Genomic DNA, 17056 nt, shown 5'->3' on the forward strand with positions numbered 1-17056 from the left:
GGACTCGCGACCGAACGTCACAGCTCACAGCAGTAACCCGAGAGAAACGACGGTGCTCGCGACGACCGGACCGGCTCACCACAGCACTGCCCCCGTTGCTTTTCCCCTTTCGATCCGAATGGAGGTACCCGATGCCCGACACTCCCGGCGGCGCCATCCCGAGCCCGGTTCCGGTTCCGCAGCGTCTGGCCGAGGCGCCGGTCTCGGCGGGCATGGTCGTCCCCTACATCACGATGACCCACCGCGACCCCGCCAAGCCGGTGTGGGGCGCGGTGAATCCCGCCCGGCTGCAACAGATCTGGCAGCACAGCCTGTGTCAGGTGTGTGGTCAGCGCCTCGACGGCCCGTGGGTGGTGGTCTACATCAGGCCGCAGGACTACCTGCGCGGCATCGGCCCAGAACCCGCTCTGCACCCCGAGTGCGGCCTCTATTCGACACGAACCTGCCCCATGCTGGCCCGACACACCGATCACTACAACCGGCATCCGAACCGGCGCCCGTGCGGCGACCCGGAGTGCACCTGCCGACTGTGGGCGCCACCGACTCCCCAGCCCGGCGAAGGCCGGCGTGAAGGCCAACCGGCCGAGGCCTGGTACGAGGCATGGATCGCGATCGAGGACTACACCCTGATCCGGGCACCCGGCAGCGAACACAGCATGGAGATGTTCGGTGTCGAACTGCGCCCCGCCTCGCGGCTGCGCAAACTCCGCAAAATCCGCGACGCCGCACCCAACGACACCGGTGATCAGCCCCTGGATCTGCTGGCCGCGATCACCGCCACCCACACCCTGTTCACCGGAGACGTTGAATGATGGCCGATACGGACAAGTTGCTCACCCGCATCGGAGCGTTGATGCGCCAGGCCGAGGGCACCGACAACCCGCACGAAGCCGAGGCCTTCCTCGCCCGCGCCCAGCAATTGGCGACCCAGCATTCCATCGACCTGGCCGTGGCCCGCGCCGCCGCCGACCGCGGCCGTGCCCGCCCGATGCCGGGCATGCGGCGCATCGAGATCGGCGCCAAACACACCAAGGGGCTGGCCACGTATGTGCAGTTGTTCGTGGCCATCGCCCGCGCCAACGACGTGCGCGTCGACGCCGCCCACAACTCGACCTGGGTGATCGCCTTCGGGCTCGGCGCCGACATCGACACCACCCAGCTGCTCTACACCCACCTGCTCGCCCAAATGGTGCGCGGCTCACGCGCCTACCTGCACTCCGCGGCTCACCAACGCCACCCCGTCGCCGGTGTCACCGCGCGCCTGGCCTACCAGCGCGCCTTCGCCGCCCGCGTCGGACAACGCCTGCGCGCCGCCCGCGACCAGGCGCGCGCCGACGCCCTCGACACCAGCGCAGCGGCCGCGCCGGGCACTGCGCTGGCGTTGCGGGACAAAGACATCGAGTTGCGCGACTACTACACCGCCCACTCCACCGCGAAAGGCACCTGGCCCGGTCACCGACGAACCACCGGCCACGCGCCCGCCGCCGCCGAGGCCGGTGACCGCGACGGGCAACGCGCCCGCCTGCACCGTCTCGGCGAGATCGACGGACCGCGAAAAGGTTTACCGGCGTGACCGCACGACCACGTGATAGCCAGCGACGCAAGGTCTACGACGCCGAGCACAGGCTGCGTGCCCTGTTCGATCTCGCCGACCGCACTCCCGGACGCACCGTCGAACTGTTCGGCTCTCAGATCTGTGTACCGGTCGAAAGACGCATGGGCACAGTCTCATCGGTGTCCGCGTACCTCGCAGCCGTGATGGCGCTGCCCTCGATCCGTGCCCGGTACCCGCGGGCCGCCGCGCCAGTGCGGGTACGGGCGCGGCGCGGCAGCCGTTATGCGCACTACGAGCCCGCCACCGCCACGATCGCGGTCCCGCTGCGCGAACACGCGGTGCGAGAACTACTGGTACTGCACGAACTGGCCCACCACCTGCAACCACGCCCCACTGCCGGGCACGGGCCCGAGTTCTGCCGCGTGCTCTGCGATGTGCTCGACACCGTCGTCGGCACGGAAGCCGGATGGCTGATGCGCACCCTGCTCCACGACACCGGAGCCCACCTCACCTAGCACGCACACCACCGACTCCCCACCCTGCGACCACGACACGAACAGTCGTGGTCGGAGTCCGCTCACCACTGCCGCAGCCGAACGGTGAGGTCTAGACTTCGCGATGGGATCGGGGGGATCGAGGGGATACACAGGTGGCTCGCACCATCCCCTACCCCGATGAGCCCCGTCATCATCACGGTGCGTTTACACACCGTTGCAGGGCGAAGGGTGCGAGAACGGGCCCAGTCCAACCCCTCCGGACACGCCCGTTCTTCTCCCACGCGACCCGCGCCCCGAGGCGGCGGACTCAATCGGCTGGTAGTGGCCAGTTTTCGCCTGCGCCATCCACTGCGAACACCGATGCGCTGTCCCGGTGTCATGCACCATCGTGGCAGAGGGCTCGTCCGGCTTTCCGGCACACCCGCTTGCTTCGGCGCTGCGTGGTCGCCGCCCCCGCTGCGCTGATCGACTCCCCCAATTCTTCTCTCAGGAGATTGCCGTGTCCGCTTCCGCCCCTGCCTGCGACGAACGCTTCGCGCCGTTGAGCGCGCAGCGGCGGTTTGCGTGGGCCGTCGCTGCTCGCGCCGCGTTGACCAATTCCCTTACCGTGTCGGCACTTCTGGCTGACATCGACGTCGAGCAGGTCGCCGAACGGTTGTGCACCGCTCCCGAGCTGTTCCAGATTCCACCCGCGGTGCGGGAGCCGTGGCCGATCACGATCGCGCGGCCGCGGTCGAGGCGCTGCTTCTGACTCCCGAGGACCTTGATTGGCCGACGGCCGCGGTCGCCGACCTCGAACGCGCGGACATCGCTGCCCCGGTCGCCTTGTGGGGCGCGGCCCCGCACGCACTCACCGTCTCCGTTGATCGCCCCGTGGCAGTGACGGGGCGCGGGCGGCCTCCGACTACGGCATCCACGTCGCCCACCATATGGCGACCTACTTTGCCGAGCGCGGCTGGTGTGTCCTCAGTGGCGCCGGGTACGGCATCGACACCGCCGCCCACCAGGCCGCGCTGCTGTCGTCGGCGCCGACAATCGCGGTCGTAGCCACAGGAATCGACCGCGCCTACCCGACCGGAAACACACCGCTGTTCGATCAGCTCGCCGAAGGCGGGCTGATCGTTTCCGAGTATCCGCCCGGCTCCCCGCCGACCAAATCCCGTTTCTCCGAACGTAATCGACTCGTCGCGGCCCTCTCGACAGGCCTGGCGATCTGTGAGGCCGGTGCCGGCTCGAGCACCCTCGACACCGCGTCGTAGGCGCGACGATTGCACCGCCGCATCGCCGCGGTCCGTGGACCGATCTACTCGGCCACCTCCACCGGATGCCACCACTTGCTGCGCGAGCACACCGCGCACCTGGCCGCCAGCGGAAGCGACGCGCTCGACATCGTCACCGACCTCGGCGCGGGACCGGCCTCGTGACCGCCACCAGCACCTGCGACCTGCTGGACCGAACCATCGTCGCCGCACACTTACCACCAGCGATCACCGAACGCGTGGTTGTGCCGGTGAATTCCGGCGTCGTTTGTCGGCGAATCTCGACGTCACGTGGGAGCAGGCCTCAGCGATCGTGACGGTCGAAAAAGACGTCACCGGCAGGGTGGGGTGGTTGCTGTCTGCTGGTCTCCGATGGGTCGGCCGGTGTGCTGGGGGCGTGGTTCGTGGCGACCCAGGTGTGCGCGGACGGGACTTGGAGTTGTCCGCCGCCCGAAAAGGAGTGGAGCCGACCCACGACAGCGCGGTTGGATGACTACCTGCGGCTGGATGACTACCTGCGGCGGGCCGCCGCGCGGCCCGCGAACACCGATGAGTGAGGAGTAGACGATGCCGAAAGCCACACTGCGAGGCGTGACTCTGGACTGCGCCGATCCCCGGGCTCTTGCCCGGTTTTACCAAGAGCTGACAGGCATGCAGCTCGGCTACGACGCTGACGAATTCGTGGCTCTGACCGATGGTTCGGGTTGCGACCTGGGCTTCCAACGGGTCACCGGATACAGGGCCCCATCGTGGCCCGGTCAGGACGCACCGCAGCAGTTGCACCTAGACCTCAGGGTCGAGGACCTCGACGCGGCGGAGAGGTTTGCGTTGGGGTTCGGCGCGGTCAGGGCGAACCACCAGCCGGGCGGCGACCAATGGCGGGTGCTGCTGGATCCGGCCGGTCACCCGTTCTGTCTGGTCGTCGGCTGACAGCCGGAGGATCCTGCCACCACACCCCGCAGCGTGAGCCAAACCACTCCGTACTTGGCCTGCAATACCCTGCCCGTGATCCCTGCTCAGACATCACGCCGGATCGCGGTATACAGCTCGGACTATTGACCGACGGGCATCGGCGACTTCACTTGCACGGTCCAGGATGAAGCACACGCATCCTTGCAGCGCCACCACGATCACGACGTCAGAATTCGCCGACACGAACATCTCCCGATCTCCAGCGACGCTGACATCCACCGATCGGTGACGTCATAAATCACCGATAGAACCAAATGCGCCTGCTGTGGCAGTCCAAACCCATCAGCGAGATAGCGGATCGGATCCGACGCGTACACACCGGTTTCCTTACCCGTTCCGATCTCGGCGACTTCGCACGCCGCGACGTCGATCGCCTCAATGAACTCACCACTCTGGGCCGGAATGTCGTGGCGGGCAGCGCGTACGGCGTCGCCGCGATCGCACACAAAGTCGCGCTAGCTGCTCACGGCCATCCGGTCGCGGTTCTCGCGGCCGGGATCGACGTCGCTCACCCGCCCGGACATTCCGGGCTACTCGCCACCATCGCCACCAGCGGACTGTTGGTATCCGAATACCCGCCGGGTACGTCGGTGACCCGGGCGCGTCGCCGCGCCCAGTCTCGCCTGTTGGCCGCGCTGTCGCGGGCGGTGCTGATCATCGAGTCCACACCAGGCGGTGAACCCGCCACGATCGCGGCGCACGCTGTGCGCCATCGGGTTCCGGTGTTCGCGGTGCCAGGGCCGGTGACCAGTGCGACCACCGCGCTGCCGCACGAGTTGATCGCCACCGGCCGCGCGCGCCTGATCACCAGCGGCCACGACATCCACCACTTCATGAGCTGACCGCGACGCGCCGACCTTGCTGCCCGCGACCCAGTCAGCTGTGTCGGCCGTCTCCGATTCGTTGTCCAGTGAAGGGATTGTTCATGATTCAGCCGACGACCCTACGCATGTCCGCCCCGGGTGAATTCATCGCCGCCGTGCCGGCCCTGCTTGGCTTCTACCCCGTCGATTCATTGGTCGTGGCGCTCCTCGAACGCCGCCCTCCCGCCGACGAGGTCTGCGTCAAAGTCGTCGCCCGCCACGACCTCCACATCGGCGACAGCCGGCTCGACGCCGTCGTGACGCAACTGGCCGACGTCGCTGCGAACGAAAACGCTTCGGCAGTATTGGTTCTCGTCGTCGACAGCACCGCGCAACCAGCGTCCACGCCCCCTGGCAGGCACACCCACACCCTCGAGGTCCTCGACCGAGCCCTCACCACACGCGGTGTTGTTCTCTCCTCGGCGTGGGCGACGCGCGTGATCGAAGCAGGCGCGCCGTGGTGGAGCCTGCCCGGTGCCACCGAGTCCGGCGTCGTGCCCGACCCCGACACGACCACGCTTGCCGCCACGTTCGTCGCCGCGGGACATCCGATGCGCCGGTCACGCGAGGAACTGACCCGCCTGATCGAGCCCGACCCGGCGCTGGCCGACCGGGTCCGCGCACTGCTGCCCGCCGACACCGGCATCCGCACACAGTGCGAGCCCAGCGAGATCACCGCCACCGTCGCGACGGTGGTCGAGCACGTCGACTCACTCGCGGCGGGTTCGACGCTGACTCCGGTGGATATGGCCGCGCTCGCGGTGGCGTTACGCACAGCCGCCGTGCGCCATTGCATGCTCGGGCTGGCCGGCACTGCCCGTGTCGACGCGGCTGAACGGTTGTGGGCGCTGCTCACCCGCAGCCTGCCCGATCCCGAACGCGCCCATGCTGCGGCGCTGCTGGCGTTCTCGGCCTATCACCGGGGCGATGGAGCGCTGGCCTCGATCGCGCTGGACGCAGCCCTGGACTCCGACCCACAGCATCGGTTCGCCCGGTCCCTCGACACCACACTGCGAGACGGCACACCCCCACCCCGACTCGGTGCTGTCGTCACCTACGCACACGACATCGCCGACGCACTCGGCATCGATGTGCACCGCTGACCAAGGTCGCCTCTTTTCTCGTCTCCTCGTTTCGTTCCCGATCAGAAAGGTCAGTTCATGCCGTCCGCGAACTCTGTCCCGACCCTGTCCCGCGCGGAATTCGATCACCTCGAACACCGCGGCGCCGCGGGCACCACCGTCGTCCTCGCCGAGATGGATTCCGCTGTCGCCGACCGCTGGCGCGGCGAGACACCGGGTGGCGCGGTCGTCACTGGGCCTATCTCGACGACGAGCACGGTGTGCTGCGCCTGCACCCGATCAACGTCACCCGCACTTCGAGTCAGGCAGCCGCCTGACCCACCTCTGTTCCGGTTCACCGTCCAGATCGGCGCGGTCCCACCGCTATTCATATCGGTGGGGCCCGCGCCGTTCGTCATCTCATAGGAGGTCTCCTTTGAGCCCCACCACTCTCACCGTCGTGCCCGACATCGAACCCGCCGCCGCCTCGCCCACCCCCCTCGGTGATGCCACCGGTGCGGAATCCGCCACCAGTGCCGAGCCCGCCGAGAATGAGCGCGACCCGCACCCCGCCGGCGGGGCCGAGCTGGAGGTTCCGCCGAATGCGACCGCGGCGTATATGGATCCGCGGGAGTTGGTGATCGCGGAGAATGTGCGCACCGGCTTCAACGTCGCCGAGCATCCGAAACAAGCCGACTCGATCCGGGAGTTCGGTGTCGGCGCCCCGGTGCTGGCCGAACGCGAACCCGACGGGTCGGTGCACGTGCTCGACGGTCAGGTGCGGGTGTTGATCGCCCAAGCCGTCGGCCTTACCCGGGTTCCGGTGTGGATCACCGACGCACCCACCGACGTCGATGTGAAGCAGCGTCGTATCGATCGCACGATGGCGCAGATCAATCTCAACGAGCGTCGGATCCCGTTGACCCAGGCCGACTACGCCGCCGGGGTCGCGCTCATGCTCGATCTGGGTGCCTCCCCGACACGGGTGGCGAAAGGACTGCAACAGACCAAACGCGCCGAGGTCCGCAAGCTCGCCGCGGTCGGCCGTTCGGCGACCGGACGCGAGCTGGCCGATGCCGGCCAGTACAGTCTCGACCAGCTCGCCGTCATCGCCGACTACGACAACATCGGCGACACCGACGCCGTCGAAAAGCTGACGACGACCTCCCGCTACAACTTCAGCTACACGGCCAAGGCCATCGCCGCCGATCGCGACGAAACCCGCCGCCGCCTCCACGCCTCACTCCCCTACGCCGCCTACGGATTCGGGATCCTCACCGACGAACCCGGCCCCGACGACGCCTACCTGCCCGCCACCGAACTCACCCGCGCCGACGGCGAACCGGTCACCGATGACGACGTGTACGCCGATCCGGCGCGGTGGGTGGTGTGGGTCGATGTCGAGGAAAACGGGGAGCTGGTCGATACCGCCACCGGCGCGCTCGTCGATCCCGACACCGTCGACTGGGACACCCAGTACGACCCCGGCACCGAACCCGGCGAGGGGTTGCGCCGCGCGGACGGGCTCGCCTGGCGTGATCGCTGGATCCCGGCCTATCACCTGCCCGCCGACCAGCTCGACACCACCGGACTACAGCGGCCTGTTCCGCCGGCCGCTGACCCCCACGAGGCTCTGGCCGCCGCCGAACACGCTGCGGCGGTGCGGGAAGAAGCACGGTTGGCGCGCCGCCGGGTGCGGGAGCTGAACAAGCGTGGTGTTGCGGCGGCTGAGCGGCGCGAGGAATTCCTGTCGAAGTATGTCCAGCGGAGCAAGCCGCCGGTGCAGGCCGCGCATTTCGTGGCCGAGTACCTGGCGCGGAATCTGGCGCCGGGGGCGTTGCAGTTGGTGACCAAGCTGCTCGGCATCGGCTGGTCGACCGAGGAGTTGGTGAAGGTGATCGGTGCCGCCTCGACCAACCAGGCCTGGGTGCTCGCACTGGGCACGGTGCTGGCCAACCAGGAAGTCACCCTGGACAAGAGCCTGTGGCGAACACGATCGGAGACAACTAGCCGGTATCTGCACCTGCTCGCCGACATCGCCACCCCCGACGACGATTTCGCGTTGGTCGACGTCGAACAGGCCGCCGCCGGCGACATCGACTACCACGACATCCCCATCGACAAATAACTACCCCTGCTTCGCCCCGGGCCCTGCTATGCCCCGGCAGGGCCGGTCCTGCATTCCATCCGATCTGTTGCCGATGATTGAGGAGGACGTCCATGGCCGGTGACACGGTCTTGACCGTCATAGGAAACCTGACCGACTCGCCGGAGCTGCGGTTCACTCCGGCCGGCGCGGCGGTCGCGAACTTCACCGTCGCTTCCACACCGCGGTATTTCGACCGCACCGCCGGTGAGTGGAAAGACGGCGATCCGTTGTTCCTGCGCTGCAATCTGTGGCGGCAGGCAGCGGAGAACCTCGCCGAATCCCTCTCGCGGGGAGCGCGTGTCATCGTCACGGGCAGACTCAAGCAGCGCTCGTTCACCACCCGGGAGGGCGACAAACGCACCGTCGTCGAACTCGACGTCGACGAGATCGGTCCCTCGCTGCGCTACGCCACCGCGACCGTCACCCGAATCTCCGCCGGCACATCCGGCGGGCCACGCACCGACCGCGCCGTGACCGCGCACCGCGACGGGTTCGGCGGCCCCGCCGCGGACACCAGCACAGGATTCGACCAGCCTGTGACTTCCCCGTCCGGTGGTGAGGATCCGTGGCGGGAGCCGGTGATGGCTGGGGCCGCCGCAGGTTTCGGAGACGACGCGCCGCCGTTCTGAGCTCATCACCTCGCTCCACCCTGCTCGTGCCGACTCACCGCGTCCGGAATCCTCCCCTGGTTCTGGGCGGGGTGAGTTGCGTTTCGGGGCGGGCGCCTGGCCGGTCGCGGCGACCAGCCGTCCGAGGGCTACCGGGGCGGGCGGCGCCGCGCGTGACGGCCCGCGCCCGCGCCCACGAATTCCCCTGCGCGCCGACCCTAATCTCCATCACCGGTTTCGGTGGTGTGCGCGGGAATTCGTGCGCGCACGCCCCGGCGCGTTCCGCCCCTGCCCCGCACGTCGCCTCCCGCCCCGGTGCTTGCGCCCTCGGCTGGTCACCACGACCAGCCCGACACCCGCGTGTTCCATCGGGGCCGTGAGGGCCCTGGCGGGTGCTCGCACATCACCCGATCGACGACAGGACGAACTCGTGACCGAAACCAGCACCTTCCTCGATGCCATCGCCCACCTCGACTACAGCATCACCAGCGACCGCCGCGCCGCGCGCCGGACCTTCACCACCGCACTCACCCACGCCACCCCCGTCGAGCGGGAAGTGCTCGACGCCATGGTCGACACCTTCACCCTCTACCCGTTCCACACCGCGCTGCTGCGCTTGGAAGCCGCGTTCCGCTGCGACGAACCGAAGCGGGATCTGCTGGCGCGGTTGCTGCCTGACAGCGACCCCGGCCTCTACGTGCGCGAGCACCAGGAGCGGATCGCGATCCTGGAACAGCGCGCTAGCGCCAACGGCAGTAGCGTCGAGGAGGAAGCCTTCCGCGACTACGCCCCACTCACTGCCGCCGAGACCGCGCCGACCTCGATCCGGTTGTGGCGCAACCCGCCCGCCCGCGTCTACCTCGCACCCTCACGGGCGACCGACAAGCCCCGCATGACGCCCGAACAGATCACCGCCCGTGTCCGCGCGCGCGGCAAGCGCCGACCCGCGCCCATCGAGCCCGACGTGGTCACCGGCTACATCGCCGAGGACCTGCACCGCGACACCATGGCCCGCGAGATCGCCCGCACTCGCGCCACCGAGCAACGGTTCCGCGAGCGCGGCCTGCTCGCCGAACCCACACCCTCTCCGTCGCTGCGGGTGCAGGGCGCGCAGCCGCGTAGCGACGAGGATGTACAGGCGCGGTGGGACCTCGAGTTCGTGCACCACGTCGCCGAACAGCACACCCACGACGCCGCGACCGCCGAACCCAGCCGCCGCGTCTCCCACGACAACGCGCTCGCCTACGCCGACGCTCGCACCGGTGTCCGCGGAGACCTGCGGCCGCAGTTGCCGTTCCACGGCGACAGCGTCGACTACACCCGCGAAGCCATGACCTCGATCTCGGGGTGGCGCTGCGTCGCCTGCTTCATCGAACGCTCCACCCGCGACCAGCGTCCCATCCACTCCGTCGCTGGACGGCGGCGTAGCGACGACGGGCTGTGCGACTCCTGCCGCAGCGACGACCGCACCCCGCGCCTGCCCGAACTCCCCACCGGATTCACAGCCACAGACCTCGCCCGCACCTACTGCCATTTCCTGACCACCACCTACCCGGGTGCCGCGCCCGCCCTGCTGGCCGAGACACGCCGCCGCGCGCCGCGCTGGCTGACCGCCATCATCGACGAGCACCTTCCCCAGCCCGAACACATCGAGCAGACCCCCGACTCGCAGACCGCCGCCGAAACCCGTACGGCACAGGCGACTCCCGCGACGCGGCGCCGTCGCGGCCCGGTGGCCGGTGCCGGGCAACGCCAGGCCCGCTGCGAAGGGTGCACCCGCATCCGCGCCATCCACGACGACGGGTTCTGCACCGAATGCCGCGTCTGGCTCGGCCTCGTCACCCCACCCACACGCCAGACCGTCGCCGCCTAAACGCGCGAGTCTCGATCCCCGGTCCGTCGCGGTGACACCCCTCCCGCGACGGACCGGCCACCACTCATCCTCTCCTAAGGAGTTCTCGTGCACGACCTGCTCATCTTCCTCGTCGGACTGCTCATCGGCCTCGCGCTCTCCGGCCACCCGCTCATGACCGTCCCCGACACCCACACGCCGCGCGACGACAAGCGTCCGCGCGACTGACCCGGCCCGCCGCGCGACCGCGGCGCTGTCGCGCTCGCTGCGACAGCGCGGGGCCTGCGACAACCCGCAGGCCCCAGCACCACTGTCCACATTCACTCTCACCCACACACCTCTACACTCACTCACCCACCTATTCCACTCACACCCATAACCCCCATAATCCCCATCTCCCCATAACCCCTCACCCCCATTTACTCACCCACCGCAAACCTCTTGCATCGCGGAAGATAAGAATTTCCTTACAACCTGGCGAAATGCGCACTTTTGATACAAACTACCTCCCTTCGACCTCTGGAAATTACTGGCACATTGAGCTTGTGATGGATATGTGACGGCGACACTGCACAAAATTCTCGCCGGAGACAGCTACCGCTATTATCTGCGTCAAGTCGCTGCTGCCGACTCGACCGACCGCGGGCCGGGAACTTTGGCCGACTATTACTCCTCTCATGGTGAGCAGCCCGGCACGTGGTGGGGCAATGGACTGGCCGCCCTGGACCTGTCATCCGGCGACGAGGTCACCGAAGAGCAGATGAAAGCGCTGTTCGGTCAGGGCCGGCACCCCGACGCCGAAGCGATCGCCGCGCGCATCATCGCTACCCAAATCGCCTCGGGGGCCACCGCCGAAGAAGCGAAAGCAACAGCCGAGCGCGCTACGCGTTTGGGCAACCCGTATCGAACTTTTTCCGGGGAAAACGAGTTCCGGAAACGGTGCGCGGAGGCATTCGCCGCGCACAATATCGATGCCGGTGTCGATCCTCGGGCGGCGATTCCGGATGAGGTTCGGGCCCGGTTACGCACTGAAGTGGCGACCGCGATGTTCGCCGAAACCTATGAGCGGCTGCCGTTGGATGATCGTGAGTTGTCGGGGTTCGTCGCGAAGATCTCGCGCCCGAAATCGGCGGCGGTCGCCGGTTTCGATATCACTTTCTCTCCGGTCAAGAGCGTGTCGGCGTTGTGGGCGATCGCCCCGAAACCGGTCGCCGACCGGATCGCCGCCGCCCACGACGCCGCTGTGAACGACGCGCTCGACTGGCTGCAGAAGCACGGGATCTTCACTCGCGCGGGCCGCAACGGGGTACGCCAACTCGACGTCGACGGCATCATCGCCGCACGGTTCATCCATCGCGAATCACGGTGCGGGGACCCGGATCTGCACACCCACGTCGTCATCGCCAACCGGGTCCGCGGCAGCGATGGCCGCTGGCGCACCCTCGACGCGGCGGTGATCTACCAGTACATGGTCACCGTCAGCGAGATCTACAACACTCGCCTCGAACACCACCTGCACGCCGATATCGGTGTCGAGTTCACCGAACGTCCCGGCACCGACCCGAACAAACGCCCCATCCGCGAAATCGCCGGCATCCCGATAGCGTTGATCCGACACTGGTCACGCCGCGACACCACGATCCGCCACCGCCTGGGTGAACTGACAGTCGACTTCCACCAACAACTCGGACGTGAACCCACCTCGACGGAAATGTGGCACCTCGCCCAAGTCGCGACCCTGCAAACCCGGCCAGCCAAACACCTGTCCCGATCCTGGGCCCAGCAACGCCGCGACTGGCATGCCGACGCCGCCACCATCCTCAGCGGGCACAACCACCTCCACCACCTCCTCGCCACTACCCTGAACCGGCCATCACACCCGCGGCCGAGCCCCGACCAGGCCGCCGTTACCGATATCGCTCGCACGGTCGTGCAGGTGGTATCGACGCAACGTTCGGTCTGGAACTACCACCACGTCCGCGCCGAAACCGAACGCCGCATCCGCGCGGTCACCAACCGCGACAACTGGGCTTCGGTCGCCGACGCCGTTGTCGCCGAAGCGCTCTCGCCCCGGCATTCACTCGCACGCACCGACCCCGACATCGCTGCCGAGCCCGCCCTGGCCACGGTGCCCGAACCGTTCCAGCGTCGCGACGGCGCCAGCGTCTACACACGCTCCGGCACACAGGACTTCACTTCCGCGCGCCAACTCGATCTCGAACACCGCCTCGCCGAACTCTCGGTGCAACCCGGCGCACGCACGATCGACGAGAGGTTCGTGACCGCCGCCATCACCGCCTACAACGCCGATCCGGCGAACCACGGCAAGAAACTCAACGCCGGCCAAACCGCCATGGTCACCCACTTCGCCACCTCCCCCGCCCGCATCGCCGTCGCCTCCGCACCCGCGGGCACCGGGAAAACCACCGCCATGCGGGTGCTCGTCGACGCCTGGCGCGTGTCCGGCGGAACAGTTCTCGGCCTCGCACCCGAGGCCGCCCCCGCCGCGATCCTCGCCGAAGCCACCCGCGCACGCGTGGAAACCGTCGACCGACTCCTGCACATCCTCGACCGACACCGGCCACACCACGACACCGACGAGGTGCGGACGACCCACGATTTCCCAGCCTCCGTACCGATGTGGGTCCACCAAATAGACGAGCAGACGCTCGTCATCGTCGACGAACACGTCAAACTGTCGGATCGAAAACGGCTGCAGCTGTTCGAATTCCTCACCGCCCGTGGCGCCACCGTCCGCGGCGTCGGCGATGACAAACAACTGCCCGCCATCGACGCCGGCGGCGTCGGAATCGACACCACCCACAGCCCCGACACGATCACCCTGACGCACGTGGTCCGCTTCGCCGACACCGCCGAAGCCACCGCCGGACTCCAACTCCGCGAGGCAGATCCTGCCGGGTTCGGCTACTACCTCGACAACCAGCGCATCCATTCCGGCAGCGCCGCCACCATCGCCGACAAAGCATACGGCGCATGGTTCGCCGACCACCACGCCGGACGCGAAGCCATCATGCTCGCCCCGACCCACGACATCGTCACCGATCTCAACCGCCGCGCCCGCGCGGATCGCCTCGCCCAAGCCCCCGAAACCCCCTCTGCGGCGACGGCATTGGGCGACGGATTGACCGCCTCCGTCGGCGACATCATCTGCACTCGGCGCAACAACCGCCACGTGCGACTCGGTGACACCGACTGGGTGCGCAACGGTTACCGATGGCGCATCGACACCGTCCACCCCGACGGCAGCCTCACCGTCACCCACTTACACCCCGGCGCAAAACCCGGCGCCGCCACCGTTCTGCCACCCGAATACGTCGGCCTCCACGTCCGGCTGGGCTATGCGATGACCATCGATTCCGCGCAAGGAACCACCGCCGACACCTGCCACACCGTGCTCACCGGCAGCGAATCCCGCAACCAGCTCTACGTCGCGATCACCCGCGGCATCCACGCCAACCACCTCTACGTCCCCACCACCATCGACGCCAGCGAACTGTCGTTCTGGACCGAACCCGCCATCCTTCCCCAAACGGCAGTCGAAGTCCTCCAACACATCCTGGCCCGCGAGACCACCCACACCAGCGCCCACACCGCACTACGCGACGCCCTCGACCCCCATCGGAGGCTCGGTCGCGCCGTCGACGTCTACCTCGACGCGATCGGCGTCGCCACCGAACACATTATCGGCGCCGACGCCCTCACCCGCCTCGACCACGACGCCGAAACACTGCTGCCCGGCCTCACCAACGCACCCGCCTACCCCGTCCTCCGCCAACACCTGGCCACCCTCGCCCTCACCGGCCAAGACCCCGCCACCGCCCTACGCGAAGCCATCGACGAACGCGAACTCGACACGGCCAAAGACCCAGCAGCCGTGTTGGACTGGCGACTCGACCCCAGCGGCGCACACTCCACCGGTACCGGCCCCCTGCCCTGGCTACACGGACTCCCCCCTCAGCTCGCCGACGTGACGATCACGGCTCAGCTCCGCGCACGGCGCCGCATCGTGGTCGACCTCGCCACCCAGATCACCACCGATGCCCGCGAATGGACCGCGGCCACCGCGCCGGTGTGGGCGCGGCCCCTTCTCGGCAACCCGGAACTCATCGCCCAACTCGCGGTGTGGCGCGCCGCCAAGCACATCCCCGACACCGACCTACGCCCCACCGGCCCCACCCGCTTCCGCACCCGCGAACGCGACCACCAGACACAACTCGCCACCCGCGTCACCGACACCCTCGGCGACCTCCACACCGCCACCCACACCTGGCAACCACTCGCCAAACGCCTCGACACCCGCATCACCAGCGACCCCTGGTGGCCCGTACTCGCCAACCACCTCGACACCGCAGCCGCAGCCGGACTCGACACCGACACACTGCTCACCAACGCCGCCAACCAGCGGCCGCTGCCCGACGACATGCCCGCGGCCGCCCTCTGGGCCCGCCTACGTCTGGACCCCTCCGCCCTCGCCACACCCACCGGACAACCCTTACGCCCCGAGTGGACCCCACACCTGCACGACGTCGTGGGCCGCGCGATCGCCGAACACGTCATCGACGCCCCGGCATGGCCACGCCTGGTCGCCGCTATCGACAACGCCACCGCCGACTGGACACCACACGACCTACTCGCCACCGCATACGAATTGCTCCTCGCCGCCACCGACGACACCACGGCACCACCGCGCGCCGATCAACTCGCCACCGCCCTGGCCTGGCGCATCGAAATACTCACCCACCCGACACCCGCCAGCGGAAACCCCCACACCTCAAACGAAAACGAGAACCGCATGCCCTCACCTGACCCCGGCCACCGCGATTCACACCTGGACAACCACACAGCGCGTCCCGCGCCGACCGACATTGTTCACACCATCGGTGAACTGGTCTCCACCGGCCGCGTGGATGAAGCCCGACAAGCCTTCACTCGCCTCACCACCGACTTCGACGACACCGAACGCGACATCCTCCGACGCGTCATCACCACCCTGATCACCCGCGCCTATCCCACCGCGGTAGCGCGCCTACGCTGGGCCGCCGACCGCTACCCCGACCACCGCGCCCTCATCCTCGCCGCCATCCCCACCACCAACCCCCACCTCCACCGACCCGCCAACAACACCGAACCCGGACGCGACCCGCGCACCGCAGCACGCGATCACACCGAACGAATCGACCCCGCCCACCGACGCCCGAGCCGCCCCGACCGAGGCCGCGCATCCTTCGACACCTACAACCACTCCTTCGCCGACATCGACACCGACCCCACCCACATGCCTGTCCCCGAAGGCACCGGCACCACCCGACATCAGCCCACCCGCGAAGCCCCAGAACGCGCCGACACCCTCAGCTTCCTCGCCGGCGCCGACCACACCATCGACTACGACCGCTACGCCGTCCCCGACCACCACCACCTCCCCTGCCTGGCATGCGGACTCGAACGCGCCCGCACCGACACCCAACCCGACCACTGCGACGACGGCCTCTGCACCACGTGCCGCGACGACAACCAACCCGGCATCCCCGACCACACCCCCGCCGACCACACCACCGCCCGCTGCACATTCATCACCAACCACCACCCGCCCGCCGCAGCACTGGGCTTTCTGCGAAAAGACTGGCGCCACACCCGAAACCCCGACGAGCGCGCCACCATCGAAACGTTCGCAGACATGCTGCTCGCAGCCGACACTCCACACAACGAGAGCTCAGTACCCGATATCCACTTCGACGGCGGATTCGACCCGTCCAACCCCACACACATGCTCACCGACACCGAACTCACCCAGGCCATCGGCACACTCGAACGGCGTGTTCAACTCGCCGACAACGAAGCGATCATGTACGGGCCAGCACCCGGCACCACCAACACACCGACCGCCATCGATACCGAATGGCTGGAACAAGAACTCACCGACCTACACGCAGAACTCACACGCCGATCCGGCCTCACAGTCGAACAAGCCGGCGCCGAAGAAACACGACGCGCCCATGACACCCACCACTCCAAAAATTGGTCGAGATCCGAACAACCCAGCCTCGGCACCCGCGCCGCCGCCGAAGCTGACGGCCCCCAGCTCTAGCAGTACCCGACCCACCTCGAACGTTTCAGTGCGGCCGACTATCGAAGCGGTCTGAGCTTCAGAGCCCCGACTCGTCACGACTGCCGCAGCATTCGGGCGACGGCCAATGCAAATTATGAAACCAGATCGACTCG

12 protein-coding genes and 1 pseudogene are annotated in these 17056 nt (G+C 68.1%); all 13 read left to right on the forward strand.

Annotated features, from left to right (window positions below; translation table 11 throughout):
• Window positions 1–131 precede the first annotated feature (131 nt).
• On the forward strand, window positions 132–812 hold the full coding sequence (locus NK1_RS29855) for a hypothetical protein (protein ID WP_063014109.1): 681 nt from the start codon (window positions 132–134) through the stop codon (window positions 810–812).
• Window positions 812–1573, forward strand: coding sequence for a DUF2786 domain-containing protein (locus NK1_RS29860; RefSeq protein WP_063014110.1), 762 nt, complete (start codon window positions 812–814; stop codon window positions 1571–1573). The genes NK1_RS29855 and NK1_RS29860 overlap by 1 nt, the downstream gene beginning before the upstream one ends.
• On the forward strand, window positions 1570–2070 hold the full coding sequence (locus NK1_RS29865) for a TIGR04338 family metallohydrolase (protein WP_063014113.1): 501 nt from the start codon (window positions 1570–1572) through the stop codon (window positions 2068–2070). The genes NK1_RS29860 and NK1_RS29865 overlap by 4 nt, the downstream gene beginning before the upstream one ends.
• Before the next feature lie 481 nt (window positions 2071–2551).
• Window positions 2552–2803 (forward strand): hypothetical protein, encoded by a 252-nt coding sequence (locus tag NK1_RS29870; protein ID WP_063014115.1) that lies wholly within the window; start codon window positions 2552–2554, stop codon window positions 2801–2803.
• 145 nt (window positions 2804–2948) lie between these two features.
• A pseudogene (locus NK1_RS29875) lies at window positions 2949–3311 on the forward strand (DNA-processing protein DprA); the annotation flags it as partial.
• 9 nt (window positions 3312–3320) lie between these two features.
• Window positions 3321–3476 (forward strand): hypothetical protein, encoded by a 156-nt coding sequence (locus NK1_RS34810; protein WP_157104502.1) that lies wholly within the window; start codon window positions 3321–3323, stop codon window positions 3474–3476.
• A gap of 402 nt (window positions 3477–3878) precedes the next feature.
• The gene (locus NK1_RS29880) at window positions 3879–4241 is read left to right on the forward strand and encodes a VOC family protein (RefSeq protein ID WP_174552765.1); all 363 of its coding nucleotides are present in this window, start codon (window positions 3879–3881) and stop codon (window positions 4239–4241) included.
• Between the two features lie 296 nt (window positions 4242–4537).
• On the forward strand, window positions 4538–5125 hold the full coding sequence (locus tag NK1_RS29885; RefSeq protein ID WP_063014119.1) for a DNA-processing protein DprA: 588 nt from the start codon (window positions 4538–4540) through the stop codon (window positions 5123–5125).
• An 83-nt stretch (window positions 5126–5208) separates the two neighbouring features.
• A complete protein-coding gene (locus NK1_RS29890) occupies window positions 5209–6249 on the forward strand; it encodes a DUF4192 domain-containing protein (protein ID WP_157104503.1) in 1041 nt (346 codons plus the stop codon).
• A 394-nt stretch (window positions 6250–6643) separates the two neighbouring features.
• Window positions 6644–8335 (forward strand): ParB/RepB/Spo0J family partition protein, encoded by a 1692-nt coding sequence (locus NK1_RS29895; protein ID WP_063014123.1) that lies wholly within the window; start codon window positions 6644–6646, stop codon window positions 8333–8335.
• A gap of 92 nt (window positions 8336–8427) precedes the next feature.
• The gene (locus NK1_RS29900) at window positions 8428–8985 is read left to right on the forward strand and encodes a single-stranded DNA-binding protein (RefSeq protein WP_063014125.1); all 558 of its coding nucleotides are present in this window, start codon (window positions 8428–8430) and stop codon (window positions 8983–8985) included.
• Window positions 8986–9394: 409 nt separating this feature from the next.
• Window positions 9395–10837, forward strand: coding sequence for a hypothetical protein (locus tag NK1_RS29905; protein WP_063014127.1), 1443 nt, complete (start codon window positions 9395–9397; stop codon window positions 10835–10837).
• A 535-nt stretch (window positions 10838–11372) separates the two neighbouring features.
• Window positions 11373–16922, forward strand: coding sequence for a MobF family relaxase (gene mobF / locus NK1_RS29910; protein ID WP_063014129.1), 5550 nt, complete (start codon window positions 11373–11375; stop codon window positions 16920–16922).
• Window positions 16923–17056: the final 134 nt, after the last annotated feature.

Source organism: Nocardia kruczakiae NBRC 101016, assembly GCF_001612965.1.
In the GTDB taxonomy this organism is placed as follows: Bacteria; Actinomycetota; Actinomycetes; order Mycobacteriales; family Mycobacteriaceae; genus Nocardia; species Nocardia kruczakiae.

Bases quoted from the DNA above. Each gene is read 5' to 3' on its own strand.
- NK1_RS29880 (WP_174552765.1), top strand. From the start codon at position 3,879: ATGCCGAAAGCCACACTGCGAGGCGTGACTCTGGACTGCGCCGATCCC.
- NK1_RS29885 (WP_063014119.1), top strand. From the start codon at position 4,538: ATGCGCCTGCTGTGGCAGTCCAAACCCATCAGCGAGATAGCGGATCGG.
- NK1_RS29890 (WP_157104503.1), top strand. From the start codon at position 5,209: ATGATTCAGCCGACGACCCTACGCATGTCCGCCCCGGGTGAATTCATC.
- NK1_RS29900 (WP_063014125.1), top strand. From the start codon at position 8,428: ATGGCCGGTGACACGGTCTTGACCGTCATAGGAAACCTGACCGACTCG.
- NK1_RS29860 (WP_063014110.1), top strand. From the start codon at position 812: ATGGCCGATACGGACAAGTTGCTCACCCGCATCGGAGCGTTGATGCGC.
- NK1_RS29855 (WP_063014109.1), top strand. From the start codon at position 132: ATGCCCGACACTCCCGGCGGCGCCATCCCGAGCCCGGTTCCGGTTCCG.